General features: G+C 62.6%; 25 protein-coding genes and 1 tRNA gene. 5 read left to right on the top strand and 21 right to left on the bottom strand.

The features are described 5' to 3' along the window. Nucleotides 1-6: 6 nt before the first annotated feature. From AMC88_RS21450 to rsfS, 4 genes are all read right to left on the bottom strand, one after another. Nucleotides 7-1,329: a S41 family peptidase gene (locus AMC88_RS21450; RefSeq protein ID WP_003543943.1), complete on the bottom strand. Its 1,323-nt coding sequence runs from the start codon at nt 1,327-1,329 to the stop codon at nt 7-9. Continuing rightward, entirely contained in the window at nt 1,319-2,722 is a 1,404-nt protein-coding gene (locus AMC88_RS21445) for a murein hydrolase activator EnvC family protein (RefSeq protein ID WP_064825772.1), read from the bottom strand. The genes AMC88_RS21450 and AMC88_RS21445 overlap by 11 nt, the downstream gene beginning before the upstream one ends. A 180-nt stretch (nt 2,723-2,902) precedes the next feature. Further along, a complete protein-coding gene (gene rlmH, locus AMC88_RS21440; protein ID WP_012485644.1) occupies nt 2,903-3,385 on the bottom strand; it encodes a 23S rRNA (pseudouridine(1915)-N(3))-methyltransferase RlmH in 483 nt (160 codons plus the stop codon). A gap of 119 nt (nt 3,386-3,504) precedes the next feature. Then, on the bottom strand, nt 3,505-3,948 hold the full coding sequence (gene rsfS / locus AMC88_RS21435; protein WP_064823008.1) for a ribosome silencing factor: 444 nt from the start codon (nt 3,946-3,948) through the stop codon (nt 3,505-3,507). 210 nt (nt 3,949-4,158) lie between these two features. On the opposite strand from rsfS, the gene AMC88_RS21430 reads away from it, so the two are divergent. Next, a complete protein-coding gene (locus AMC88_RS21430; RefSeq protein WP_012485642.1) occupies nt 4,159-4,536 on the top strand; it encodes a winged helix-turn-helix domain-containing protein in 378 nt (125 codons plus the stop codon). On the opposite strand, the gene modC is transcribed toward AMC88_RS21430, so the two are convergent. The 8 genes from modC to obgE form a co-directional block, all read right to left on the bottom strand. Beyond that, entirely contained in the window at nt 4,537-5,604 is a 1,068-nt protein-coding gene (gene modC / locus AMC88_RS21425; RefSeq protein WP_012485641.1) for a molybdenum ABC transporter ATP-binding protein, read from the bottom strand. It abuts the gene before it with no gap. Beyond that, the gene (modB, locus tag AMC88_RS21420) at nt 5,601-6,302 is read right to left on the bottom strand and encodes a molybdate ABC transporter permease subunit (protein ID WP_029531864.1); all 702 of its coding nucleotides are present in this window, start codon (nt 6,300-6,302) and stop codon (nt 5,601-5,603) included. The genes modC and modB overlap by 4 nt, the downstream gene beginning before the upstream one ends. A 227-nt stretch (nt 6,303-6,529) precedes the next feature. Continuing rightward, complete coding sequence (gene modA / locus AMC88_RS21415) at nt 6,530-7,321, bottom strand: molybdate ABC transporter substrate-binding protein (RefSeq protein WP_010022642.1); 792 nt, start codon at nt 7,319-7,321, stop codon at nt 6,530-6,532. Continuing rightward, nucleotides 7,297-7,713, bottom strand: coding sequence for a hypothetical protein (locus AMC88_RS33240; RefSeq protein ID WP_139052565.1), 417 nt, complete (start codon nt 7,711-7,713; stop codon nt 7,297-7,299). The genes modA and AMC88_RS33240 overlap by 25 nt, the downstream gene beginning before the upstream one ends. A 95-nt stretch (nt 7,714-7,808) precedes the next feature. After that, nucleotides 7,809-8,408: a nicotinate-nucleotide adenylyltransferase gene (locus AMC88_RS21410; protein WP_225880729.1), complete on the bottom strand. Its 600-nt coding sequence runs from the start codon at nt 8,406-8,408 to the stop codon at nt 7,809-7,811. Nucleotides 8,409-8,445: 37 nt separating this feature from the next. Continuing rightward, nucleotides 8,446-9,729: a glutamate-5-semialdehyde dehydrogenase gene (locus AMC88_RS21405; protein WP_012485637.1), complete on the bottom strand. Its 1,284-nt coding sequence runs from the start codon at nt 9,727-9,729 to the stop codon at nt 8,446-8,448. Next, nucleotides 9,722-10,891 (bottom strand): glutamate 5-kinase, encoded by a 1,170-nt coding sequence (gene proB / locus AMC88_RS21400; protein WP_064825875.1) that lies wholly within the window; start codon nt 10,889-10,891, stop codon nt 9,722-9,724. Before proB ends, AMC88_RS21405 begins: the two co-directional genes overlap by 8 nt. After that, nucleotides 10,878-11,966: a GTPase ObgE gene (obgE, locus tag AMC88_RS21395; protein ID WP_012485635.1), complete on the bottom strand. Its 1,089-nt coding sequence runs from the start codon at nt 11,964-11,966 to the stop codon at nt 10,878-10,880. Before obgE ends, proB begins: the two co-directional genes overlap by 14 nt. A gap of 84 nt (nt 11,967-12,050) precedes the next feature. Between obgE and AMC88_RS21390 the strand changes: the two genes are divergently transcribed. Beyond that, nucleotides 12,051-12,917 carry an endonuclease/exonuclease/phosphatase family protein gene (locus AMC88_RS21390; protein ID WP_012485634.1) on the top strand — a complete coding sequence of 289 codons (867 nt, stop codon included), beginning with the start codon at nt 12,051-12,053 and terminating at the stop codon, nt 12,915-12,917. Nucleotides 12,918-12,954: 37 nt separating this feature from the next. Here the strand turns inward: AMC88_RS21390 and AMC88_RS21385 are convergent, their stop codons facing one another. The 4 genes from AMC88_RS21385 to rplU form a co-directional block, all read right to left on the bottom strand. Further along, entirely contained in the window at nt 12,955-13,542 is a 588-nt protein-coding gene (locus AMC88_RS21385) for a GNAT family N-acetyltransferase (protein ID WP_012485633.1), read from the bottom strand. After that, a complete protein-coding gene (locus tag AMC88_RS21380) occupies nt 13,539-14,195 on the bottom strand; it encodes a GNAT family N-acetyltransferase (protein WP_012485632.1) in 657 nt (218 codons plus the stop codon). Before AMC88_RS21380 ends, AMC88_RS21385 begins: the two co-directional genes overlap by 4 nt. Nucleotides 14,196-14,320: 125 nt before the next feature. Next, nucleotides 14,321-14,590, bottom strand: a complete 270-nt coding sequence (gene rpmA / locus AMC88_RS21375) for a 50S ribosomal protein L27 (protein ID WP_004676172.1) — start codon at nt 14,588-14,590, stop codon at nt 14,321-14,323. Between the two features lie 33 nt (nt 14,591-14,623). Continuing rightward, nucleotides 14,624-14,941: a 50S ribosomal protein L21 gene (gene rplU, locus AMC88_RS21370; RefSeq protein ID WP_004676173.1), complete on the bottom strand. Its 318-nt coding sequence runs from the start codon at nt 14,939-14,941 to the stop codon at nt 14,624-14,626. A gap of 303 nt (nt 14,942-15,244) precedes the next feature. Here rplU and AMC88_RS21365 point away from each other — a divergent pair. Then, nucleotides 15,245-15,334: transfer RNA gene (locus AMC88_RS21365), tRNA-Ser, on the top strand. Nucleotides 15,335-15,425: 91 nt separating this feature from the next. On the opposite strand, the gene AMC88_RS34525 is transcribed toward AMC88_RS21365, so the two are convergent. Then, the gene (locus AMC88_RS34525) at nt 15,426-15,551 is read right to left on the bottom strand and encodes a hypothetical protein (RefSeq protein ID WP_257784657.1); all 126 of its coding nucleotides are present in this window, start codon (nt 15,549-15,551) and stop codon (nt 15,426-15,428) included. Nucleotides 15,552-15,827: 276 nt separating this feature from the next. Here AMC88_RS34525 and AMC88_RS21360 point away from each other — a divergent pair, with 276 nt between their 5' ends. Together AMC88_RS21360 and AMC88_RS21355 are read left to right on the top strand one after the other, a co-directional pair. Then, complete coding sequence (locus tag AMC88_RS21360) at nt 15,828-17,270, top strand: M81 family metallopeptidase (RefSeq protein WP_064825770.1); 1,443 nt, start codon at nt 15,828-15,830, stop codon at nt 17,268-17,270. A 351-nt stretch (nt 17,271-17,621) separates the two neighbouring features. Continuing rightward, nucleotides 17,622-18,953, top strand: coding sequence for a glucoamylase family protein (locus tag AMC88_RS21355; RefSeq protein ID WP_064825769.1), 1,332 nt, complete (start codon nt 17,622-17,624; stop codon nt 18,951-18,953). Nucleotides 18,954-19,053: 100 nt separating this feature from the next. Here the strand turns inward: AMC88_RS21355 and AMC88_RS21350 are convergent, their stop codons facing one another. The 4 genes from AMC88_RS21350 to amaB form a co-directional block, all read right to left on the bottom strand. Further along, nucleotides 19,054-20,091, bottom strand: coding sequence for an ABC transporter ATP-binding protein (locus tag AMC88_RS21350; protein WP_010018133.1), 1,038 nt, complete (start codon nt 20,089-20,091; stop codon nt 19,054-19,056). Further along, the gene (locus AMC88_RS21345) at nt 20,088-21,755 is read right to left on the bottom strand and encodes an ABC transporter permease (RefSeq protein WP_064825768.1); all 1,668 of its coding nucleotides are present in this window, start codon (nt 21,753-21,755) and stop codon (nt 20,088-20,090) included. Before AMC88_RS21345 ends, AMC88_RS21350 begins: the two co-directional genes overlap by 4 nt. A gap of 63 nt (nt 21,756-21,818) precedes the next feature. Beyond that, the gene (locus AMC88_RS21340; RefSeq protein ID WP_097541008.1) at nt 21,819-22,841 is read right to left on the bottom strand and encodes an iron ABC transporter substrate-binding protein; all 1,023 of its coding nucleotides are present in this window, start codon (nt 22,839-22,841) and stop codon (nt 21,819-21,821) included. Between the two features lie 198 nt (nt 22,842-23,039). Then, complete coding sequence (amaB, locus tag AMC88_RS21335; RefSeq protein ID WP_064825767.1) at nt 23,040-24,578, bottom strand: L-piperidine-6-carboxylate dehydrogenase; 1,539 nt, start codon at nt 24,576-24,578, stop codon at nt 23,040-23,042. Between the last annotated feature and the right edge of the window lie 16 nt (nt 24,579-24,594).

The following is a 24,594-nucleotide window of genomic DNA, read 5'->3' as shown; positions in this document are numbered from 1 at the left end:
GATCAATTACTTGGCGACGACGGCCTTATCGGGGTTCGGCGGAAAGGCCGGATCGGTCTTCTTGCCGCGCAGGAGGTCGAGCGCGTAGTTCAGCTGGACGTCATCCTTCGGATCCGGCGGCACATAGGCAACGGAGCCCGAACCTTCATCGGTTTCGCTCTGGCCCTTGATATGACCGCGCAGGCTGGATTCGCCTTCGGTCACCATCTTGCCCTGCAGTTCTTCCGGCAGCGGCTCTTCGACCTTGATGTCAGGCGTGATGCCGGTGCCCTGGATCGAGCGGCCCGACGGCGTGTAATAGAGCGCCGTGGTCAAGCGCAGCGCGCCGTTCTCGCCAAGCGGGATAATCGTCTGGACGGAACCCTTGCCGAAGGACCGGGTACCGAGCACGGTGGCGCGGCGCAGATCCTGAAGCGCGCCGGCTACAATTTCCGATGCGGAGGCGGAACCGCCGTTGATCAGCACGATAACAGGCTTGCCGTCGGTCAGGTCGCCCGGGCCGGCATTGAAGCGGCGGGTTTCATCCGGGTTGCGGCCACGGGTCGACACGACCTCGCCACGCTGCAGCAGCGCGTCGGAGACATTGATCGCCTGGTCGAGCAGGCCGCCCGGGTTCAGGCGCAGGTCGAGGACGTAACCCTTCAGTTTGTCGGCTGGAACGGTGTCCTTGATCTTCTTGATCGCCTTTTCCATGTCGGGATAGGTCTTCTCTGTGAAGGAGATGATGCGGAGGTAACCGACATCGTCCTCGACGCGTGATTTGACCGCCTGGACGGCGACGACGTCACGGACGATCGTCAGCTCGATCGGCTTGTCAGCGCCCTTGCGGATCAGCGTCAGCTTGATCGGCGTGTTAACGGCGCCGCGCATCTTCTCGACCGCGTCTTCCAGCTTCAGGCCGCGCACGGACTGGCCGTCGATCTCGGAGATGTAATCGCCCGCGAGAACGCCGGCCTTGGCGGCGGGCGTATCGTCGATCGGGGTGATGACCTTGACAAGCTCGTCTTCCATCGTGACTTCGATGCCGAGGCCGCCGAACTCACCCTTGGTCTGGGTGCGCATGTCCTCGGCGTCCTTCGCATTCATATAGCTCGAATGTGGATCGAGCGAGGAAAGCATGCCGTTGATGGCATTCTCGATCAGCTTGTCTTCGGCCGGCGGCGTGACGTACTGCGCACGCACGCGTTCGAAGACGTCGCCAAATACCGAGAGTTCCTTGTAGGTAGAGGATCCGGCCGCTTCTGCCGGCACACCTGCCGAGTAAATGACGCTCATCGCGGTCGCACCCATCAATGCGCCGACCAGAACAAGAGAAGCCCTACGAATCATTGCGTGCCTTTCCAGTGTCCTTGGCGGTCCACCACGGTCGGGAATCGACCGGTTTACCGTCTTTTCGAAATTCAATGTAAAGCGTTGGCCGGTCCGTTTCCAGCGCCAATGCAGTTGCGCTTGCCACTCTTTTCGCTCCCATCACGGCGAGCGGCTCGCCGGCGAAAACGAATTTTCCCTGGCGGGTATTGATCGTATCCATTCCCGAGAGAACCAGGTGATATCCATCGCCCGCGTCAAGGATGATCATCTGGCCGTAACTGCGGAAAGCGCCGGCAAAAACCACCAGGCCGTCTGCAGGCGCCGTCACCACTGTCTCCGGGTTGGTGGCGACCGTCATTCCCATGGCTTCGTGCCCGGTGCCGTCGGCATCGCCGAACTGGCGCAGGATGTCGCCTGCCACGGGCAGCTCCAATTTGGCCCTCAATTCTCCGAACGGATATGCGGGCGCAATGCGGTTTTTATCGGGCACGCCGCTGTCGGCCAGAGCCTTGGCCTGAGCTCGCTGCTCGTCGGTCAGAAGCTTGCGGTTCTCTTCGGCCTGGCGGGCGGCGGCAGCCGCTTCGCGCACCGAAGCGATCTCGGATTCCATCGAAGCGACGAGGCCTTCGAGGCTGGTCGCCTTGCCCGCCAGCTCCTCCGAACGCTTCCTTTCGGCCTGCAGTTCGGTGGCGCTGCTGCGGCTGAGCTTGTCGTTTTCGGCAAGAAGCAGGTCCATGCGCCGCTCTTCCTCGATGCTATCGGTCATCGTCGCCGTCAGGCCGGCCTTTTCGGCCGCACTTGCCGTCTGCAGCGCGGCGAGGCTTGCAAGGTCTGCGGCGAGCTTGTCGGTTTCCTTGCGGATGCCGGGCACGACGGCGCCGAGCAGGATGGCGCTGCGCACCGAAGCGAGCGCGTCATCGGGAGTGACGAGCAAGGCGGGCGGCGGGTTGCGGCCCATGCGCTGGAGTGCGGCCAACACCTCGGCCAGTAGGCCGCGGCGCTCGTGCAGCGAACGGCGGATGCCATCCTGCTTGACGCCGAGATCGGCGAGTTTCTTCTCGCTTTCGAGGATCTGCTTCTCGAGCCCCTTGCGGCGGCCGGCAGAATCGATCAGCGCCTGGCGGATGCTCTCAGTGCTTTTTTCCAGATTGGCGATGCTTTGCTGGAGTTCACTCACCTTGTCCGAGTAAAGGCTGATCGATTTCGACAAGGTTTCGAGCTCGGCGCGGGTCTGATCGCGTTTGGCGGCTAGCTCAGCGGCCGGATCGGGTGGCGGCGGCTCGGCTGCCGGCGGCGGCGTTGCAGATTGTGCCGCTTCCGGCGCGGCTTCCTGAGCGCGGACGGTGACGGTGTTTGCGGACACGACGGTGACGGCGATACCAAAACCGGCCACAAGTGCCGGCAGAATCATGCGGTGTCGCCTGGTTGGTGTCGTCGTCATGCGTGTCGGAGCACTCTCTCAAATCGCGCGGAGACTAAGCTGATTTGGCACGCTTTGCCAGAAAGTTTGCAAGCGAAGGGCGGCCACACGAAACACGGCTGCGTGACAATGCGACGCATCGCCAAGGGCATGGGTTCCACGTGGAACAGGTCAAACGCGGTGATAGGGATGGCCGGACAGGATGGTGACGGCGCGATAGAGCTGTTCGGCGATCAGCGTGCGGACGAGCTGGTGCGGCCAGGTCATTTTGCCGAGGCAAAGCGTGACGTCGGCACGATCGTAGAGCGCGGGATCGAGGCCGTCGGCGCCGCCAATCGCAATCATCAGATCGCGTTTGCCCTGGTCGCGATAGGCGCCGAGCAGATTTGCGAAGGCTTCGCTGTCGAGCGCCTTGCCGCGTTCATCGAGAAGAATGAGGACGCTGCCTTCGGCAAGCGATTTCAACAGTATCGCTGCCTCCTCGCGTTTGCGGGTCTCTGCATTGGAGGCGCGGCTTTCGGCAGTTTCGGCAATACGGGCAAGTTCGAGGCCGACCGCAGGGCCGGCCTTGGCGAAACGATCAAAATAACGAGCCGCAAGATCCTTTTCGGGGCCGGATTTCAGCCGTCCCACCGCAAAAAGACCAACTCGCATTCACCCGCTCCCGCTTATCAGGCATCTGCGACGCGCAAAGCGCGCCTACCGGCCGGTTTCGATGTTTCCCGGCCAGTCAATGCCACTTTCAGGTACCGGTCAGAATGCCGGCCCGCCTGTCAGTGCCGTGTCTCTTCATCCATGTCAGGAGCCGCCCACATCTTTTCGATGTTGTAGAACTCGCGGATTTCAGGACGGAACACATGCACGATAATGTCACCGGTGTCGATCAGGATCCAATCACCGCCCTCCTGACCTTCGACGCGGGCCGTACCGAAGCCTTCGTCCTTCAGATCGGTGAGCAGGTGGTCCGAGATCGCCATGACATGCCTGTTCGAACGACCGGAGACGACGACCATGTAGTCTCCGAGCGCCGATTTTCCGGCAATGTCGATGGTGACGATATCTTCAGCTTTGGAGTCCTCGAGGCTGGCGAGGACGGCTTCTAGGGCGCGGGCAGCGGCATCGGCGCCACGTTCTGCGCTCTTCGGGAGAACGGCGAGCGTTTTTCCCTTGGCGTGTACTGTTGTCAGTGCTTTCCCTTTCCTGGAATGACAAACCATGCACAACACGAGATCCGATCACGACCGGATCATGGTTAAGATAGGCATCAAACCATTAATGTTTCAAGACGTGCTAACGTACGGAGCGGCGGAAAATCCGATCTGGCGACCGATTTGAACACTATTGCTGCCCTCGCTGCTTGTCCGGGCGGTGTACAGTTTTCGGGCCGGAGCGTAAAGTGCCGGAAATTCCACCATCTGCAGATTCGAATGACCGATACAGCCGCAAAAACACTCGTTCCCATCTTGCGAATCAGCTTCCCGGATGAGGATCGGCTCGGACGCGGCAAGATGGAACTGCTGGAACATATCCGCACCACCGGATCGATTTCCGCAGCAGGGCGGGCGATGGACATGTCCTATCGCCGCGCATGGCTGCTGGTCAGCGAGATGAACCGGATGTTCTGCGAACAGGTGGTGGAATCACAACGCGGCGGCCAGAAGGGCGGCGGTGCGGCGCTGACGCCGTTCGGCGAGCAGTTGCTGGCGCGTTTTCGCCGGATGGAAAGCATATTGAAAGCGAGCCTTGCCGAGGATCTTGCCTGGCTTGAAGCAAAGCGCAACCCGCGGCAGGACGGGCAGGGCTGATCAGGCCTCCAGGGCAACCGTCTTGATGACGGCGAAGACGGTCTTGCCGGTTCGAAGGTCGAGGCGCTCGCAGGAGAGCGCGGTGATGCGCGAAAGGATGGCATCGCCGCCGCAGTCGAGCTGGATTTCAACCGTTCCGTCCGCATCCCGCGATAGCTGTTCGATCTTGCCTTCGACAATGTTGAGGGCACTGAGCCCCTCCGGTCTTGCCGTCGCCAGCATGACGTCGCGCGACGGGATGCGGATGCGGACCGGCGTGCCGGGCGCGAGTGCGGCGCCGGGAATATGCAGCCGGCCGGATTTGAGGGCGACGGTCGAGAGATGGTGACGCGCGTCGAAGCTTTCGACGATGCCTTGCAGCAGCGCGCCCGCCTCTTTCCGGTCGAAGGCCGCAGAGGCGCGGCTCAAAATGTCGCCGGCCGGGCCAACCGCCTCCACCCTGCCATCGCGCATGACCACCACTTTGTTTGCGAGCCGCGCCACCTCGGCGATCGAATGGCTGACATAGACAATCGGGATTTCGGTCTGATCGCGCAATCGCTCGAGATAGGGCAGGATCTCCGCCTTGCGCGCCTCGTCGAGTGCGGCCAGCGGCTCGTCCATCAACAGCAGCCGGGGCGAGCAGAGAAGGGCGCGGCCGATCGCGACCCGCTGCTTCTCGCCGCCGGAAAGTTTGGCGGGGCTGCGATCCAGCAGCATTTCGATGCCGAGCAGGTCGACGACGTGATCGAAGCTCTCGCCGCCTGCAGCTCTTGGCGCGAACCAGCGGCCATAGGAAAGATTGGCACGGACGCTGAGATGCGGGAACAGCCGCGCCTCCTGAAAGACATAACCGAAACGACGGCGGTGTTTCGGAACGAAGAGACGGGCTTTGGTTTCGGTCAGGGTTTCGCCGTCAAGGATAACGCGGCCCTCGTCCGGGCGGGCGAGGCCGGCGATGATGCGGATCAGTGAGGTCTTGCCGGAGCCGGAGCGTCCGAACAGCGCGGTCACGCCGCCGTCGGATGTGAAGGCGGCGTCGAGAAAGAACCCGCCGAGCCTCTGTTTTGCCTCGACGATCAACGTCATTCCGGATCAATCCTTCGGCCGGCGAAACGCGCGAGGAATTCGGAGGCGAGCAGGGCGGTCATGGAAATGATGATGGCGACGAACGTCAGGCGCAGCGCGCCGGCATCGCCGCCGGGCACCTGGGTAAAGGTGTAGATCGCCGACGATAAGGTCTGGGTCTCGCCGGGAATGTTGGAGACGAAAGTGATCGTCGCGCCGAATTCGCCCATCGCCTTGGCGAAGGACAGGATCATGCCGGTGATGATGCCGGGCAGCGTCAGTGGCAGCGTCACCGTCAGGAAGACCAGGATCGGGCCGGCGCCCAGGGTTCCGGCCGCCTCCTCGAGCTTGCGGTCGACCGCCTCGATCGACAGGCGGATGCTGCGCACCATCAGCGGAAAGGCCATGACGGCGCAGGCCAGTGCCGCACCCGTCCAGCGGAAGGAAAAGACAATGCCGAAATGCTGGTCGAGCAGGCTGCCGATCGGACCACGGCGGCCGAAGAGGATGAGGAGAAGAAAACCGGTCACAACAGGGGGCAGGATCAGCGGCAGGTGAACGATGCCGTTCAGCACCGACTTGCCCCAGAAGCGCCCGCGGGCAAGCAGCAGCGCGACGAGAATGCCAAGCGGCAGGCTCGCCAGCATGGCGACGACCGAGACGCGCAGGCTGAGCAGGATCGCGGTCCATTCTTCAGTGCTCAGGCCGAACATATCCAAACGCAGTTGTCTCCCTGGAAAATCCGGTGTCACCTGATGCCTGCCCCTCATCCGCCTGCCGGCACCTTCTCCCCGTAAACGGGGCGAAGGGGATATGCCGCACCCTCTCGGTCCCCACCAACGTCTCGCTGGGCACGTCCGCTCGCCCCGTTTACGGGGAGAGGGTTAGGGTGAGGGGCAGCTTCACGCTAAGCTGTCACCATCGATTCCGCAATCAATTCAGCCCATCATTTCAAGACAGTAAATCCCTGCGCCGTGAAGAAGGCGGCTGCCTTGTCCGATTTCAGGAAGTCGAGATAGGCCGTCGCATCCGGGGTCTTGCTCGCGGCAAGGATGGCGATCGGGTAGATGATCGGCGGGTGGGATTCGGCCGGGAAGGTGCCGACGATGGCGACACCCTTATCGGCGGCGGCATCCGTCTGGTAGACGATGCCATAGGGCGCTTCGCCGCGGGAGACCAGCGCAAGGGCGGCGCGCACGCTTTCAGCGCCGGCGACCTTGGTTTCGACCGATTTCCAGACGCCGAGTTTGTCGAGGGCGGCCATGGCGTATTTGCCGGCCGGAACCGATTTCGGCTCACCCATGGCCAGCTTGCCGTCACCGAGCAGACCGGCAAGATCGAAGCCCTGCTTGATCTCGACCGGTTTGGCTTTGTCCTTTTCGGCAACAAGCACGATCCGGTTTCCAAGCAGGTTGGTGCGGCTGTCGGCCTTGATCAGGTTTTTCTTGGCGACGTAATCCATCCAGTCGAGGTCGGCCGAAATGAAGATATCGGCCGGGGCCGCGTTTTCGATCTGTTTGGCGAGCGCGCCGCTTGCCGCATAAGAGGCGACGGCTTCCTTGCCGCTCTCCTTGGCCCAGGCAGCATTGGCGGCATCGAGCGCGTCCTTGAGGCTCGCCGCGGCAAAGACGGTCAGCTTTTCGGCGGCGTCGGCCGGTGTCGGCAGCGCTGCCGCGCCGAACCAGAGAGCTGCGATCGCGGCGGTTGCCAGTTTCATCCATTTGCGGCGGTTCTGCATGATTCTATCCCCGGGGTTCGAAATATTTTGACGAATATAACGAGACTGCTGTTTTGGCCAGGGATATATCCATGGAAATATAACCCTATTTGCCTGGCGATAAGCATCCACGCGTTCATGAAGCGCATGGCTGTTCCGAGAACAGGAGGTTCGGCGGTGCTGATATGCCTGGGAAAGCCGGCGACAAACCACAAGACCTGTCGTGACGATGAGCATTTTCGTTCGCCTTGCCGATAAAATCGGCAGCAGTCGAAGCCTCTCGCCTTCAGCGTTGCATCGCTGGCATTGCTGCATTGCACAAATCGATATTCACCTTCCTCAGGAATATGGTACAACACACTCATCGAAACGGCTTTCTCCTCCTCCCATAAGCCGTTCGACAGGATCGACAACACTCCTCCTCCCAGTTGTCGATCGAGTTTATAAGCCCGACGGATCTCCTCCCCCGTCGGGCTTTCTCATTTCTGAGATTTCCCTGAAAATCAGCCTATTTGACTGCGCCCGGCACAGCGCCGTTGCGGATCGCCGTCGAGCTCAGGCCGGAGCGCGGTCCGTGGATGAAGGTCCAGGCCGGCGCCGGTTTCCTCCAGAGAATGCGGGCGTCATCTTCGTCGACGCGGGCAAAATCGAAGGTCCGCGTCATCTTCGAGGAGAGATAGGAGAGTGTGGCGCCCGGGCGGTCGACCACGGCGATCGGGAAGGTGCGGGCAATCTCCTGCCACTTCTGCCATTTGTGAAAGGTCTGCAGGCTGTCGGCGCCCATGATCCAGATGAAGTGCACATGCGAATTGCGGGCTTTGATGCGGGCCAGCGTATTGGCGGTGTAGCTGACGCCGAGCGCCTGTTCGAAGGCGGTGACCTTGATGCGCGGATCGGCAGCCACACGCTCGCTTTCGGCAATGCGTTCGGCCAGCGGTGCGAGCTGGTTGCGGCTCTTCAGCGGATTGCCCGGGGTCACCATCCACCAGAGCTGGTCGAGACCGAGGCGCTTGATGGCGATCTCCGCGACAAGCGCGTGGCCCTGATGCGGCGGATTGAACGAACCGCCGAACAGCCCGACGACCATGCCGCGTTCGCTGTGCGGCATGCGGAGGTAGCGCCGATCCAGATTTTCCGTCGTCACGTCAAGGTCGTGTCTGTCCGGCACCGCGCACCCGGTATTTGAAGGAGGTGAGCTGCTCGACGCCGACGGGGCCGCGCGCATGCATCTTGCCGGTAGCGATGCCGATCTCGGCGCCCATGCCGAACTCGCCGCCATCGGCAAATTGCGTCGAGGCATTGTGCAGCAGGATCGCCGAATCGACTTCGGTGAAGAAACGCTCGACGACGGCGGGGTCCTCGGCGATCACGGCCTCGGTGTGGTTCGACGAATAGGTCTGAATATGGGCGATCGCGCCCGATATGCCGTCGACGACGGCGACCGAAATGATCGCGTCGAGATATTCGGTCGTCCAGTCCTCCTCGGTCGCCGGCTTGATGCCGGGGGCGACTTTCAGCACCGCCGCGGAGCCACGGATCTCGCAGCCGGCTTCGGTAAGGACGTCGAGCAGCGGCGTCAGATGCGTGCCGATCGCGGCACCGTCGACCAGCAGGGTTTCGGCCGCGCCGCAAATGCCGGTGCGGCGCATCTTGGCATTGACGACGATCTTCTTCGCCATTTCGATATCGGCGGAGGCATCGACATAGATGTGGCAAAGGCCTTCGAGATGGGCAAAGACCGGCACGCGGGCCTCGCTCTGCACGCGGGCCACCAGGCTCTTGCCGCCACGCGGCACGATGACGTCAATCGATCCGTCCAGGCCACGCAGCATGGCGCCGACGGCGGCGCGGTCGGTCACCGGAACAAGTTGGATAGCATGCTCTGGAAGTCGTGCCGCCTTCAGGCCGTCGACCATGCAGGCATGGATAGCCTGCGATGAACGGCGCGAATCCGAGCCGCAGCGCAGGATGACGGCATTGCCGGCCTTGAGGCAGAGGGCGCCGGCATCGGCCGTGACGTTCGGCCGGCTTTCGAAGATGACGCCGATGACGCCGAGCGGCGTGCGGACGCGCTCGATCTTCAGGCCGTTCGGCCGGTCCCAGGCGGCGATGACTTCGCCGACCGGATCGGCAAGGGCGGCAATGGCGCGGATCCCTTCGGCCATTTCGGCGATGCGTTTGTCGCTCAGGGTAAGCCGATCAATGAAGGAGGCGAGCATCTCGCTGCCTTCGACGTCCTTCAGGTCCTTGGCATTTTCGGCCAGAATATGGGCGCTGTTGGCCAGGATGGCATCGGCCATGGCGTTCAAGGCGCGGTTCTTCGCCTCGGTGGAGGCGAAGCCCAACGGTCGCGCGGCAGCCTTCGCCTTGCGGCCGATGTCGTTCATCAGCGCGTCAATGTCAGGGCTTAGCGTCACGGTATCAAGCATGGGCCGCGTCCTTCTTCTGCCTTTCCGATTTCTGTCTGAGCTGGGCGCTCATCACCATGTCGTCGCGATGGACCATAGCGGCGCGTCCGGCATAACCGAGGATGGCCTCGATCTCGGCCGACTTGCGGCCGGCGATCCGGCGAGCGTCCTCGGCATCGTAGCTCACCAGCCCGCGGGCGATCTCACGGCCTTCAGGGCCGACAATCGCCACCGTATCGCCGCGGCTGAAGAGGCCGGACACGCTGCGCACACCGGCGGGAAGCAGGCTCTTGCCGGCCCCGAGGGCGGTGACGGCGCCGTCATCGACATGCAGTTCGCCGGCCGGCTGCAGCTGTCCAGCGATCCAGATCTTGCGGGCGGTCACCGGCGTGCCCGAGGGGGCGAACCAGGAGGAGCGGGCGCCGTTCTCGATTGACGACAGCGGGCTGTCGGGCTTGCCGGAGGCGATGATCATGGCGCAGCCGGATGTCGTGGCGATCTTGCCGGCATCGATCTTCGTGCGCATGCCGCCGCGTGAGAGTTCGGAGGCGGCACCGCCGGCCATCGCTTCGATGTCAGGGGTGATTTCGGCGATCGTCTCCAGGAAGGTCGCATTCGGATCGAGATGCGGCGGCGCGGTATAAAGGCCGTCGATATCGGAAAGAAGAATGAGCAGATCGGCGCCGGTCATCGTCGCGACGCGGGCGGCCAGGCGGTCGTTGTCGCCATAGCGGATTTCGCTGGTCGCGACCGTGTCGTTTTCATTGATGATCGGTACGGCGCCGATTTTCAAAAGCTGGTTGATGGTGGCGCGCGCATTGAGATAGCGGCGGCGCTCTTCGGTATCGCCGAGCGTCAGCAGGATCTGGCCGGCGACGATCTCGTCGCGCGACAGGCTTTCCGACCAGGCACGTGCGAGCGCGATCTGGCCGACGGCCGCCGCCGCCTGGCTCTCCTCGAGCTTCAGCGCGCCGAAGGGCAGGTCGAGCACCGACCGGCCGAGCGCGATCGCGCCCGAGGAGACGACGAGCACATCGATCCCCTTCGCCTTCAGCCCGGCAATATCGGCGCACATGGCGTCGAGCCAGGCCTTTTTCAGGCCGGCCTTGCGGTCGACGAGGAGGGCCGAGCCGATCTTGATGACGATACGGCGGTAGCGGGCGAGCGGCTTACGGCTGGTCATCGGCCCCATCCTCGCCCTCGCCCTCGTCGGAGACGATCATGTCGCGATGCCTGAGCTTCGGCACCTTGGCCGGCTTTTCCTCGGCATTTTCTTCGACGATGACATCGCGCAGCGCCCGCAGGACCTCGGTCATGCCCCTGCCGGTGACGGCCGAAATCTGGAACGGCGTCTTGCCGCAGGCCTTGGCCAGCTCTTTCGTCTTCTTCTTCAGTTCGGCTTCGTCGAGCACGTCGATCTGCGACAGTGCGACGATCTCCGGCTTGTCGGTCAGATCGTTGCCATAGGCTTCGAGCTCGTGCTTGACCGTCTTATAGGCTTTGCCGACCTTTTCCTCTTGGGCGGAGACGAGATGGAGCAGCACGCGGGTGCGCTCGACATGGCCGAGGAACCGGTCGCCGATGCCGACACCTTCATGGGCGCCTTCGATCAGGCCGGGAATGTCGGCCAGGATGAATTCCCGTTCGTCGATGGTGGCGACGCCGAGATTGGGATGCAGCGTGGTGAAGGGGTAGTTGGCGATCTTCGGCCGGGCGCGGGTGACGGATGCCAGGAAGGTCGATTTGCCGGCATTGGGTAGGCCGACGAGGCCGGCATCGGCAATCAGCTTCAGGCGCAGCCAGATGGTCTTTTCCTCGCCGGGTAGGCCGGGATTGGCCCAATCCGGCGCCTGATTGGTCGAGGTCTTGAAATGGGCGTTGCCGAAGCCGCCATTGCCGCCATGGGCGAGGCAGTAACGCTGGCCTTCGACGGTGAGGTCGCAGATCAGCGTTTCCCGATCTTCCTCGAAGATCTGAGTGCCGACAGGAACTTTCAGCGTCACATCGCTGCCGTTGGCGCCGGTGCGGTTCCGGCCCATGCCATGGGTGCCGATCGTCGCCTTGAAATGCTGCTGATAGCGGAAATCAATCAGCGTGTTGAGGCCATTGACGGTTTCCACCCAGACATCGCCGCCGCGTCCGCCATCACCGCCATCGGGGCCGCCGAACTCGATGAATTTCTCGCGCCGGAAGGAAACGCTGCCCGCGCCGCCGTCTCCGGATCGGATATAGACCTTTGCTTCGTCGAGAAATTTCATTTTACTTCCAGTATCCGGTGGCAGTTGGACGGCCCGTCTTGGCCCATTCGATATAGGCGGTTCCGACGGAGGTCAAAGATTATCGTGAATTTTGCGAGCTATAACATACAGTACGGCTTCGGTCTCGACGGCAGATACGATCTCCCGCGTATTGCCCGGAGCCTCGAAGGCGCCGATGTCATCGCGCTGCAGGAGGTGACCCGCGGCTTCTCGCGCAACGGTTTTGCCGACATGGTGGCCGATATTGCAGCGCTCTTTCCCGACTATTTCTGGGTGTATGGGCCGGCCTGCGACCTGCATGTCGAGGCGCCTGAGGGTGGGCTTTCGCCAGTGCGCGGCATCCGTTTCCAGTTCGGCAATATGGTGCTGTCGCGCTGGCCGATCGCCTCGACCCGGACGCTGCTCCTGCCACGCAGCCGCACGCTCGGCAAGATCAACCCGCAGCGCGGCGCGACCGAGGCGGTCATCAATGCGCCCGGCGGCGCGATCCGCGTCTACTCCGTCCATCTCGACCACGTCTCTCCCGACGAACGCATCCGCCAGCTGCAATTTTTGAACGCGCAGATCAATGCTTTCGTCCAGGAGGGCGGGTCGCTGACGGGGGCGGCCGAATTCGATCTGCCGGAGCCGCCGTTGCCGGAGGATTACGTCATTCTGGGCGATTTCAACATGGAGCCGGAATCGCCGGAATATTGCGCGCTTGCCGGTGCTGCCGGCGGATATTACGGCCGGGTCGCCCGGATCGGCACGCCGATCGACGCCTTTGCAGCGCTCGAAGCCTACCGGCCGGAGAGCTACAGCTGGATGAATCCCGAAAATCACGGCGAACGCATGCATCTCGATTATTGCTTCGTCAGTTGCGGCCTCGTGAGCCGGTTGCAATCCGCCCGGATCGACACACAATCCCCGGGCTCCGATCATTTCCCGCTATGGGTCGAGATCGGCGATTGACGAAGACGCCGCCGGTGTCGGCGGCGTCTTCCTTCGGTTAAGCGACCTTCCGTGGCTGCAGCATGCCCGGCTGCAACACGGTTTCGATGTGCGAAACCATGGTGTTGCGGGCGAAACAATAGATTTCGCCGCAACCCGTCATGCGGAAACCGAGCTTCTCCTGCAGTCGCAGTGATGCCGGGTTGTCGGCGAAGACGCCGGAATGGACCGGCGTCTCCGGCATGCGGCGCGAGAAGCGCTCGACGATCGCCGCCACCGCCTCGCTCATATAGCCGCGCCGCCAGTAGTAGCGGTTCAGCCAGTAGCCGAGGTGCCAGCGGCCGTGGCGCAGCTCGATCGAGACGTTGCCGATATGGACATCGTCCTGACCGGTGATCGCGAGCGGCCAGTCGGGCAGGGTGCCCGAGGTGACTGGGATCAGCCAGTCCAGCGCATCCTGCCGGTCGAACGGCGCGGGAACGCGGGACAGCATGCGCGTGACCGCGAAATCGGAAAGCGATTCCGCGATCGCAGGCGCATCGCTCAGCCGGTGGGGGCGGAGCGTCAGCCGGGCGGTCGAGATGACAGGCGCGGGGCCGGGCATCATCGGCCTGGTATCCGGCCTTTGCAGCGCGGTCGTGCTCATGCGATGTTCCCCCAGCTTCTCAGCGACATCCAGGTCTTGCGGTCGAGCCTGTACCATTCCACAGGCACGTTGCTGCCGAGTGCCAGCGAGGCGGCAAGCCCCGAACCCTGGAACTGGAAGCCGCACTTCTGGATGACGCGCCGCGAGGCGACGTTCATCACCCGGCAGCGGGCGTCGATCTGGTCAACGTCCTGACGGGTCCTGAACACCATATCGACCAGCGCATGGCAGGCCTCGGTCGTATAGCCCTGGTTCCAATAGGGCTCGCCCAGCCAGTAGCCGATTTCGACGGTTCTGCCGTCGGCATGGGGTTCCACGCCGCAGCAGCCGATAAAAGCGCCGTTTTCGGCTTTGGTGATGGCATAGACGCACTTACCAATCTCGCCATTTCGCGTACGCCAAACAAAGTCGGCGGCATCATTGGCGGTATAGGGGTGCGGCATACGCGATACCATGGTGGCGACTTTGGCGTTGTTGGCGAGATGGGCAAGGGCGTCGATGTCTTCTTCGTGGGGCGCGCGCATGACGAGCCTTTCCGATAACAAGACAGGGCAATCGGTCCTTAACCGTTCCGGCCTCAGCCGTTCCATGGAAGACCGCTGGTCTTCCCGGGATGACCGTGATTGGTCAACCCTTATCAATTCGCCTTGCATGTTCAGTCCTCCTGTTTGGACAAAGAAAAAGGGGAGATGGCGCCCCATCTCCCCTGTTTTCTGGACTGAACCTGGTACGGCCAGCCGGGTCGATGAGACGCCGGCTGTTTTAGAGCGCTACCGGCTTATTCCGCTGCTTCCGCTTTCGGCATGACAGACACGTAGACGCGACCGTTGGCCTTCGTTCGGTAGTCCACATTGCCGGCGGTAAGTGCAAAGATCGTATGATCCTTGCCGAGGCCGACGTTGGAACCGGGATGCCACTGCGTACCGCGCTGACGCACGATGATGTTGCCTGCGATGACGGCTTCGCCGCCGAACTTCTTCACGCCAAGGCGCTTGGATTCGGAATCGCGACCGTTGCGCGAGGAACCGCCAGCTTTTTTGTGTGCCATTGGAGTTCTCCTTTAAACCTTGTCCCGTTGATCTTACTTGGCAGCCACGATGTCCGTGATACGGACGACCGTGTGATGCTGACGATGGCCGCGCGAACGCTTCGAATTCTGACGGCGGCGCTTCTTGAAGGCGATGACCTTCTTGCCGCGGTTCTGTTCGACGACTTCTGCCTTGACAGAGGCGCCGGTGACGAAGGGCGCACCGATCGCAGCGTCGGCGCCTTCGCCGATCACGAGCACTTCGGTGAATTCAATGGAGTCGCCTGCGGCAGCTTCGAGCTTTTCGATGGTCAGCACGTCATTGGCTGCCACTCGGTACTGTTTACCGCCGGTCTTGATGACTGCGAACATTTTTTATCCTTTCATGTTCGTTCCGGCGCTCCCCGCTATCGAGCAGGTGGCCGTCTTTTTATCAGTCGAGGTTAAGCAGGGATTTCAGGGGTCTAGCCCGGAACTCTGGTCTGCCGGTGAAACCCCGCGCGAGCGCGGGGCGGGCAAGGGGCGGATTACTCCACTCCTATTGCGGATGCGGGATACGCGAGTGACAGAAAGGTGTCAAGGCAAAAGGATGGAAAAGCTTGAGATTTCGGCTTGCCAACCCGTCATATGCTCGTTATGAGAACGCCCGCGCCGAACAAGCGCCGACCTGACCGCGGAGAGGTGGCAGAGTGGTCGAATGCACCGCACTCGAAATGCGGCATACCTGCAAGGGTATCGTGGGTTCAAATCCCACCCTCTCCGCCATTATTTAAATTGCTCGCGCCTGCTCGCAGCTTCCGATTCTTCAGGGGAATCGGCGTGCGGCTTTTCGCGTCTCTGCGAAATTCATTCCCGATCAGGGTCGGCGGTATTTAACCGCCAGCAGCGCCGCCAATTCGGTGCGGCAGTCGTTGAGCGGGCTGACTTCCTGGCGGGCCTTCGCCATTGCCATGGCGCCTGAGTAGGCGGCGACGACCAGCATTGCGGACGCCGACGTCGCGGTCGCTTTGCGGGTGGTAAGCGACCTCGACTAGTCTCGACCGAGGTTCCCAGGAGAAGCCTTCCACCAGCTGATTCCGGGTCATCGATCCCGGCTGACACTCGAATGAAATTTGTTCCCTTATTGCGGTTGATCGGCTGGTTTTGCGAACTATCATCAGGATCAAAGAGCGGCGGCGCGATCGTCGGATTAACGCCCCTCTTCAGCTTACCGTCACGCCTACCTTCCTGATTGCTCTCATATCAACCGAGGTTTCCCATGCGCATCGCCGTCGGTGGCATTCATATCGAGTGCAGCACATACAATCCGGTTCTGAACGAGGAGAGCGATTTTCGGGTGTTGCGCGGCGCGGGGCTGCTGGAGTCGCCCTACTTTGCCTTCCTCAGAGACTATGACGCGGAATTTCTGCCGACGATCCATGCCCGCGCCATTGCCGGCGGGCCGGTTTCGCGTGCCACCTATGAGGCGTTCAAGAGCGAATTCCTCGAGCGGCTGAAGCCGCTGCTGCCGCTCGACGGGCTCTATCTTGCCATGCACGGCGCCATGTATGTCGACGGCATGGAAGATGCCGAGGGCGACTGGATCGGTGCCGCCCGCGCCCTGGTCGGCGAGGATTGCATGGTTTCGGCGAGCTATGACCTGCACGGCAACGTCACTCAACGCATCATCGACGCGCTCGATATCTATTCGACCTACCGCACGGCGCCGCATATCGATGTCGAGGAGACAATGCGCCGCTCGGTCGCCATGCTGGTGAAAAGCCTGAAAACACGGGTGAGACCGCTTGTTCTCTGGGCGCCGATCCCGGTCGTGCTGCCCGGCGAACGGACCAGCACCGTCGATGAGCCGGCCAAAAGCCTTTATGCCCTGCTGCCTGAGATCGACGCGATCGACGGCGTCTGGGATGCATCGCTGATGGTCGGCTACGTCTGGGCCGACGAGCCGCGCGCTACCGCCGCCGCCATCATGACCGGTACCGATCGCGCCGTGCTCGAGCGTGAGGCCAAACGCCTCGCCCAGGCCTATTGGGATGCACGCGAGGACTTTGTCTTCGGATGCGAGACGGGCTCCGTCGCAGAATGCGTCGCGAGAGCCATCGCCAGCCCGACGGCTCCTGTCGTGCTCGCTGAATCCGGCGACAACCCGACCGGCGGCGGCGTCGGAGATCGAGCCGACGTCCTGGCCGAGCTGATGTCCAGAAACGCCACTGGCGTCGTCTTTGCCGGTATTGCCGACCGCGAAGCGACCGAGGCCTGTTATGCTGCGGGCGTCGGTCACGAGCTGGAACTCAGCGTCGGCGCTTCGCTCGATACCCAGGGCAGCAAGCCGGTCCTTGGCCGTTTCACCGTCAAGTTCCTGCACGAAACGTCCGACCCGTCAGACCGTCAGGCGGTGGTCTCGCTCGGCGGTATCGATCTGGCGCTTTCGGCCAAGCGGCGGCCTTATCACAATATAGCCGACTTCACCCGGCTCGGGCTCGACCCGCATGCGGCCAAAATCATCGTCGTCAAGTCGGGCTATCTCTCGCCGGAACTGGCCCCGATTGCCAATCCGAACCTGATGGCCCTGTCGGAGGGCGTCGTCGATCAGTTCGTCGAGCGCCTGCCGCGGCTGCGCAAGCAGCATCCGACCTATCCTTTCGACAGGGATTTTGCCTTCGAGCCGCAGGTCTTCCTCTCTGCGCGGTCACCGCAGGCTTGAGATTTCACCGACGCCGATGAGAGATGATTTCCCGAGAGAATGTTCGGCGCAGACTCCGCGACCCTCAAGGACTTGCGACTGGGCCAGGCGATCGGTCGAGAGGGCCGCTTGCGGGATGCCGCAAGACGGCAAGTATTGCCTGAGATGAGCTGTGCCGCCGCGGCGGGGCCCCCTCATTTTGCTGCACCGCTTATATGACTTATGCTAGATATTATTTCACCGATAATTGTTAACGACCAATAGCCGCCGTTTGTGTTCTCTTATCCTTGCGAATCAAAAAGGTTTGATTTGCCCGGGGGCCGGCCCTCATGTTCCAACCATGGGGGCGATGCAACAGTTGGGTAGGAGCCTATGCTGCAACGGATTGAAGATATTGATGCAGCCCTGGTCGACAGGTTGCAGTTTTCGGCATTCAAGTACTTCCTGAAATATTCCAATCCCGAGAATGGCCTGGTGGCGGATACCTCGATCGGCGGCGTGCCGGCGAGTATCGCGGCAGTCGGCTTCGCGCTTTCCTCCTATCCCGTCGGTGTCGAACGTTGCTGGATCACCCGCAAGGAAGCGGCCGAACGCACGGTCAATACGCTGCGTTTCTTTGCCGAGGCGCGCCAGGGCGAGGAGCGCCATGCGACCGGCCACCGCGGCTTCTTCTACCATTTCCTGCACATGGATACCGGCAATCGCGCCTGGAACAGCGAGCTTTCGACGATCGACACGGCGCTGCTCATTGCCGGCATTCTGACCTCAGCCCAATATTTCGATCGCCCGGACGAGATCGAGACTGAAATCCGGCAACTTGCGACCTTCATCTACGAACGGGTCGACTGGCGCTGGGCGCTGAACAAGGGCGACACCATTTCCATGGGTTGGAAGCCTTCCTCCGGCTTTTTGCGCTGGCGTTATCACGGTTTCGACGAGGCGATCATCCTTTATGCGCTGGCGCTGGCATCGCCGACGCATCCCATCCCGCAATCGTGCTACGACGCCTTCACGGCAAGCTATTCCTGGATGATGCACGGCGAACAATCCTATCTCTATGCCGGCCCGCTCTTCATCCATCTCTTCTCGCATGCCTGGATCGATTTCCGCGGCATTCGGGATAAGCCGATGGCGGAGCGCAACTGGGATTACTTCCGCAACACCCAGGTCGTCATCAACGTCCAGCGCGATTACGCTGAGCGCAATCCCGGCCAGTTTGTCGGCTATAACAGGAATATCTGGGGCTTTTCCGCCTGCGACGGCCCGCCGCCGACACGGCGCATGCGCGGCGGCCGCCAGCCGAAGGTTCTGGGTTATGCCGCCCGCGGCGCCCCGCTTGGCCCGGATGACGGCACGATCGCGCCCTGGGCGGCCCTCGCCTGCCTGCCCTATGACAAGCAGGCGGCTCTCGATGGCACCAAGGCACTTTTGACCAGCTATCCGAACCTGCTCTTGGAAGGCGGTTTTCCCGGCGGCTTCAACCCGACTGTCAAGACCAAGCGACCGGAAGGCTGGGTCGACGACCGCACCGTCGGCATCGACCAGGGTCTTGTCGTCATGACCATCGAAAACGAGCGCTCCGACTTCATCTGGAAGCTGATGCGGCAATCGCCGACCATCCGCCTTGGGCTCGAGCGCGCCGGCTTCACCGGCGGCTGGCTGGAAGGCATCGAGCCGGAAGAGCTGGTCCGCAAGGTCGGCTGAGCAATGCATGTCGCCCGGAAGTGTGCAGCGGTTCCGGGGTAACGACATGCATAAAACAAAGAACTAAAGCGCGTCGCATGCATCAAACATGCGACGCGCTTTACCGTTCGAATACATGCGCATTGCCTGAGATATCCAAGCGAACGAGATCGCCGCGCGAGGGAAGGGCGACGCTCGAGGTCTTGATCCGGATCGGCGGCAGGGCAACGCCGTCGAGCGAAACGGCAACGGTGCAGACCGCGCCGCCGAATTCCACCTCGACAACACGTCCGCCATAGCTGCGATCGCCATCGTCGGCAACGACGCGAATCTGCTCGGGCCGCAGCATGATCTCCGCCTTGCCCTGACGATTGCCCTCGACGGCGACGCGGCCGAGGGCGCAGTCGGCCAAGCCGTTTCGGATGATGGCGGGAAGCAGTACGGCATCGCCGAGGAACAGTGCCGTCTCTCGATCCTTGGGATGCAGATACAATGATTGCGGCGATCCGGCCTGGATCAGCCGCCCTTCCCTCAACACCGCCACCTGATCGGCAAAGCTCAGCGCCTCTTCCTGATCGTGCGTGACCAGAACGGCAGTGATGCCGGCCGCCTGCAGCACACGCGCCACCACTTTGCGCATGTTCTCACGCAAGCCGGTATCGAGCGCCGAGAATGGCTCGTCGAGCAGCATCAGCCGCGGCTTGCGGCCGAGCGCGCGGGCGAGCGCCACGCGCTGCTGCTGGCCGCCGGACAGCTGGTGCGGGCGGCGCGTCAGCATGCCGCGATCGAGCTCGACCATGTCGAGCAGGTCGACGATGCGCTGCTCGCGATCCACGGCCCCTTTCTCGAAACCGAAACCGATATTCTCGGCGACGCTCAGATGTGGAAACAGTGCTCCGTCCTGCGAGACGATGCCGATGCCGCGCTTGTGGGCCGGCACCGCAGCCGGACCGTCCGCCAGCACGCCGCCATCCAGGGTTACCCTGCCGATGTCGGCCTGCTCGAAACCGGCAATGATGCGCAGCAGTGTCGTTTTGCCCGAACCGGACGGCCCGACGACGGCGGTGCGGCTGCCCGCTTGCACTTCAAGCGAAATATCCTTCAGCGCCTGGACCGGGCCGTAACGCTTGCTGATGTTCTCGATCGTAAGCAGCGTCATTGGCCGGCGGTCCGTTTCGATTGCGTATAGAGCGTCAGGGTGAGCGGCAGCGACAGCACGATCATCATGAAGGCGTAAGGGGCGGCAGAGACATAATCGATTTCGCTGGTCAGCGACCAGAATTTCGTCGCCAGCGTGTCGACGCCGTTGGGCGAAAGCATCAGCGTCGCCGTGAGTTCATTGGTAATGCCGAGTGCGGCGAGCGCCACGCTGGCGGCGGCTCCGGGCGCTGCAAGCCGCATGGTGATCTGCCGCACCGCCTGGCCGGGGGTGCGGCCGAGACCCATCGCGGCGCGCTCCAGTTCCACCGGCGCCTGGGCGATGCTGGTGCGCAGCCCGACCATGGCGCGCGGCAGAAAAAGCATCACATAGGCGACGAGCAGGGTTGCGAAGGTCTGATAGAGCGGCAGCACAAGGCGCACGGTGATCGTCACCAGCGCCAGCGCGACGACGACACCCGGCAGCGAGCCGACATAATAGTGGCAGGCTTCGAGCAGGCGCTGCAAGCGCCCGGGTGCACGCACGGAGAGCCACGCCATCGGAGCCGCGGCAACCGTCGCCAGCACGCCGCCGGCAAGGGCGAGCACGATCGTCTGCACGAAGGCGCTGGCGACGTCGATACGCCAGATCTCGCTGCCGCCGAGATAGAGCCAGCGGCCAAGCGTCACCAGCGGCACGCCGAGCGTCAGCGCCGCCAGGACGACGTGCAGCGCGATGGCCGGCACCACGAACGAGCCGAGACGCCGGCGATCGGCCGGACGCGGCGAGCCGGCGCCGACGCGGGCATAACGTTCGTTGCCGCGCAGCAGCACTTCGAGGCCAAGCAGGAAAAGACAGCAGGCGACGAGCACACCGCCGAGCATGTTGGAGGCCGGACTGTTGTAGGAAGACTGGAACTGGTCGACGATCGCCGTCGCGAAAGTGTCGAAACGGATCATGACGAACAGGCCGTATTCCGAAAGCAGGTGCAGGGCGATCAGCAGAGAGCCGCCGCAGATGGCGAATCTCAGCTGCGGCAGCACGGCGCGGAAGAAGACACGCCAGGGATTGAGACCGAGCGAAGCGGCGGCATCCTCGATGGCCGGATCGAGACGGCGCAAGGCTGCGGCGACCGGCAGGTAGAGGAAGGGGTAATAAGCGATCACCGAAACGAAGACGCCGCTCTGCAGGCCGCGCATGCCGGGAAGGAGGCTGACCCAGGCATAGCTGTGCACGAAGGCCGGCACGGCAAGCGGCGCGATGGCGAGCCAGGCCCAAAGCCTGGCGAAAGGAACATCCGTGCGCTCGGTCAGCCAGGCAAGCGTCACGGCGAGCGCGATCGACAGCGGAATGGTGATCGATTCCAGGAGAATCGTATTGATGAGGAGGTCGCCGACGCGCGACCGGAAGACGAGCGCCTTCACGGTCTCCCAGCCGACATCATAGGTGATCCAGCCGATAAAGCCGAGCGGCACGAGACTGAACAGCGCGACCGCGGTTGCGAGGAGCACGACGGAGGCGTGCGGCATGCGCCCGCGCGGCAATACCATTCGCATGGTCCCCGGCGCGGCCGGCGCCTCGGTACCGGATGCGAGCAATCTGTTGTCCTGCAGCAAGGCCGATGCCTTCACACGCTGAAAAAGGAAGGCAACCGCCTTTGAAGGACGGTTGCCGGATTTCGTCATGCCCTAAGGTTTTCTTGAGCCAAAAGCAATAGTTTTGGCTGCTGCAGGCCTGCGGCAGAAGTGTCAGAGCAGGCCGGCGGCGGTCATCAGCTCCACGACCTTCTTGCTGTCCAGCGTCGAAGCCTCGACTTTCGGCGCGTTGAGATCGGCGAGCGGCGTCAGCTTGTCGTTGGAGGCTGCATCCTTGCCGACGGCATATTCATAGGACGTGCCATTCTTCAGAACCGCCTGGCCGGCCTTGCCGGTGACGAACTTCAGGAAGGCCTGGGCTTCCTTCATATGCTGCGTGGACTTCAGGACGCCGCCGCCCGAGACGCTGACGAAAGCGCCCGGATCCTGGTTCTTGAAATAGTGCAGCCCGACATTCTTGCTGTTCTCACCTGTTTTGGCCTGATCGCCGAACCAGTAATAGTGATAGATGATCGCGCCTTCGACCTCGCCCGCGTTGACCGCCTTCATGGCGACACTGTTGCCCTTGTAGGGGGTAGCGTTGTCCTTGAGGCCCTTCAGCCATGCCTTGGTGGCATCTTCGCCCTTGAGTTGCAGCAGGGAGGCGACGATGGCCTGGAAGTCGGCGCCGGCGGGCGCTGCACCCCAGCGGCCCTTCCAGGCGGGGTCGGCGAGGTCGAGCAACGACTTCGGCAGCTTGTCCTCGGTAAGCTTCGTCTTGTCATAGGCGAAAACCGTCGTGCGGGCGGCAATGCCGGTCCACATGCCGTCAGCCGGGCGATACTGATCGGGAACCTGATCCAGCGTTTCCTTTTCGACCGGTGCGAAGAGGCCTGCGCCGTCGACCAGCGCCATCGCCGGCGAATTTTCCGTCAGGAAGACATCGGCAGGAGAGGCGTCGCCTTCCTGGATGATCTGGTTGGCAAACTGCATGTCGCCACCCTGGCGCATGGTGACCTTGATGCCCGTCTCCTTGGTGAAGGCATCGATCCATTCGCGGCCCAGGCTTTCGTGCTGGGCATTATAGACGACGAGGCCTTCATCCTGCGCATTGGCGCTGCTGACGAGCGCCGTGGCGGAGAGAAGCGAAGCGGCAAGCGCCAGCAGGTGGGAGAAACGGTTAAGAGCAATAGTCAAGATGACCTCCATGGCAATGTCACCCGGGCTTCCCCGGTGGTAAGAGGCGTATATTTTTCTTGACTAGCTATTTCAAGTTTGATCGCGACGAAAAAAGCATCACAATATCTTGACTGATTATTACATATTTCCAGGGAATAAATCTCAATGCAGTGAAAAGGCGGCGCCGCGCGAACGCCGCCTTTCTCGTCACCGTGCCTATTCGACGTCGAACTTGACGCCCTGCGCAAGCGGCAGCGTGCTGCCGTAATTGATCGTGTTAGTGGCGCGGCGCATATAGGCTTTCCAGGCATCGGAGCCGGATTCACGTCCGCCGCCGGTCTCCTTCTCGCCGCCGAAGGCGCCACCGATCTCGGCGCCCGAAGGCCCGAGGTTGACGTTGGCGATGCCGCAGTCCGAGCCGCGTGCCGAGACGAAGGTTTCCGCCTCGCGCATATCGTTGGTGAAGATCGACGAGGACAGCCCCTGCGGCACGGCGTTATGCAGGGCCAGCACCGCGTCGAAATCGCTGTATTTCATCACGTAAAGAATGGGCGCGAAGGTCTCGTGCTCGACCGGTCCGGTCTGATCGGGCATTTCGACAAGCGCGGGGCGAACATAGAAGGCATCGGCCGAACCGTTGTCGACGCGACCGCCGCCGGTCACCGTGCCGCCCGCCGATTTCGCCTCGCCAAGCGCTGCCTGCATCTTCTCGAAGGCCTGGCCGTCAATCAGCGGCCCGACTAGCGTGCCCGTTTCGAGCGGATTGCCGATGGTGACGGAGCCGTAGGCCTTCTGCAGGCGCGGCACCAGCTGGTCGTAGACGCTTTCATGCACGAAAAGGCGGCGCAGCGTCGTGCAGCGCTGGCCGGCCGTGCCCATGGCGGAGAAGGCGACGCCGCGCAGCGTCAGGTCGAGATCGGCGCTCGGGCAGACGATCGCGGCATTGTTGCCGCCCAGTTCGAGGATGGCGCGGGCAAAACGCTGCGACAGGCGTGGGCCGACGGCGCGGCCCATGGCGGTCGAGCCGGTGGCGGATACGAGCGGGATCTTCGGATGATCGACCAGCACCTCGCCGACCTCACGGCTGCCGATGATCAAGGTCGACAGATTGGCAGGCGCCGTGCCGCCCTCGGCAACAAAGCGCTTCAGCGCTTTCTCGAACAGCGCCTGCACGGCAAGCGCAGTCAATGGCGTCTTTTCCGAGGGCTTCCAGACGGTGGAATTGCCGCAGACCATCGCGAGTGCTGCATTCCATGACCAGACGGCGACGGGGAAGTTGAAGGCGGAGATGATGCCGACCACGCCGAGCGGATGCCAGCTTTCCATCATCCGGTGCTCGGAGCGCTCGGTGGCGATCGTCAGGCCGTAGAGCTGGCGGGACAGGCCGACGGCGAAATCGCAGATATCGATCATCTCCTGCACCTCACCGAGGCCTTCCGAGGTGATCTTGCCGACCTCGATCGAGACGAGACGGCCGAGCGCCGTCTTGGCGGCGCGCAGTTCCTCACCGAGCAGGCGGACCAGCTCGCCGCGCTTCGGCGCCGGCACCGAACGCCATTCGAGGAAAGCCTTGTGCGCCGCTTCGATCGCCGCCTTCGTCTCGGAAACGGTGTGCTCTCTGAGTTTGCCGATTTCCTTGCCCGTCACCGGCGAGGTGACGGAAAGCGTGCCGCCGTGATAGCGGCTGGCGTCGACGCCGAGCTCGGCGAGCAGCTTGGCGGTTTCGGTGGCGAGATCGAGGACGGCGATATTCATTGTCGTGGTTCCAATC

Origin of the sequence: Rhizobium phaseoli, from assembly GCF_001664385.1 — a bacterium.
Classification (GTDB): domain Bacteria; phylum Pseudomonadota; class Alphaproteobacteria; order Rhizobiales; family Rhizobiaceae; genus Rhizobium; species Rhizobium phaseoli.
Note: the sequence above shows the minus strand (reverse complement) of the source record. Positions and strands in the feature narration are given on the sequence as shown.

What these genes read in the sequence shown, in the direction of transcription:
- AMC88_RS21385 (WP_012485633.1), bottom strand. Translation starts at nt 13,542, where the DNA reads ATGAGCACGACCGCGCTGCAAAGGCCGGATACCAGGCCGATGATGCCC.
- AMC88_RS21350 (WP_010018133.1), bottom strand. Translation starts at nt 20,091, where the DNA reads ATGACGCTGCTTACGATCGAGAACATCAGCAAGCGTTACGGCCCGGTC.
- amaB (WP_064825767.1), bottom strand. Translation starts at nt 24,578, where the DNA reads ATGAATATCGCCGTCCTCGATCTCGCCACCGAAACCGCCAAGCTGCTC.
- rsfS (WP_064823008.1), bottom strand. Translation starts at nt 3,948, where the DNA reads ATGGTTTGTCATTCCAGGAAAGGGAAAGCACTGACAACAGTACACGCC.
- AMC88_RS21445 (WP_064825772.1), bottom strand. Translation starts at nt 2,722, where the DNA reads ATGATTCTGCCGGCACTTGTGGCCGGTTTTGGTATCGCCGTCACCGTC.
- rplU (WP_004676173.1), bottom strand. Translation starts at nt 14,941, where the DNA reads ATGTTCGCAGTCATCAAGACCGGCGGTAAACAGTACCGAGTGGCAGCC.
- AMC88_RS34525 (WP_257784657.1), bottom strand. Translation starts at nt 15,551, where the DNA reads ATGCTGGTCGTCGCCGCCTACTCAGGCGCCATGGCAATGGCGAAGGCC.
- AMC88_RS21355 (WP_064825769.1), top strand. Translation starts at nt 17,622, where the DNA reads ATGCTGCAACGGATTGAAGATATTGATGCAGCCCTGGTCGACAGGTTG.
- AMC88_RS21405 (WP_012485637.1), bottom strand. Translation starts at nt 9,729, where the DNA reads ATGCTTGATACCGTGACGCTAAGCCCTGACATTGACGCGCTGATGAAC.
- rpmA (WP_004676172.1), bottom strand. Translation starts at nt 14,590, where the DNA reads ATGGCACACAAAAAAGCTGGCGGTTCCTCGCGCAACGGTCGCGATTCC.
- AMC88_RS21380 (WP_012485632.1), bottom strand. Translation starts at nt 14,195, where the DNA reads ATGCAAGGCGAATTGATAAGGGTTGACCAATCACGGTCATCCCGGGAA.
- proB (WP_064825875.1), bottom strand. Translation starts at nt 10,891, where the DNA reads ATGACCAGCCGTAAGCCGCTCGCCCGCTACCGCCGTATCGTCATCAAG.
- AMC88_RS21410 (WP_225880729.1), bottom strand. Translation starts at nt 8,408, where the DNA reads ATGCCGCACAGCGAACGCGGCATGGTCGTCGGGCTGTTCGGCGGTTCG.
- AMC88_RS21430 (WP_012485642.1), top strand. Translation starts at nt 4,159, where the DNA reads ATGACCGATACAGCCGCAAAAACACTCGTTCCCATCTTGCGAATCAGC.
- rlmH (WP_012485644.1), bottom strand. Translation starts at nt 3,385, where the DNA reads ATGCGAGTTGGTCTTTTTGCGGTGGGACGGCTGAAATCCGGCCCCGAA.
- AMC88_RS21450 (WP_003543943.1), bottom strand. Translation starts at nt 1,329, where the DNA reads ATGATTCGTAGGGCTTCTCTTGTTCTGGTCGGCGCATTGATGGGTGCG.
- AMC88_RS21360 (WP_064825770.1), top strand. Translation starts at nt 15,828, where the DNA reads ATGCGCATCGCCGTCGGTGGCATTCATATCGAGTGCAGCACATACAAT.
- obgE (WP_012485635.1), bottom strand. Translation starts at nt 11,966, where the DNA reads ATGAAATTTCTCGACGAAGCAAAGGTCTATATCCGATCCGGAGACGGC.
- AMC88_RS21345 (WP_064825768.1), bottom strand. Translation starts at nt 21,755, where the DNA reads ATGACGAAATCCGGCAACCGTCCTTCAAAGGCGGTTGCCTTCCTTTTT.
- modA (WP_010022642.1), bottom strand. Translation starts at nt 7,321, where the DNA reads ATGCAGAACCGCCGCAAATGGATGAAACTGGCAACCGCCGCGATCGCA.
- modC (WP_012485641.1), bottom strand. Translation starts at nt 5,604, where the DNA reads ATGACGTTGATCGTCGAGGCAAAACAGAGGCTCGGCGGGTTCTTTCTC.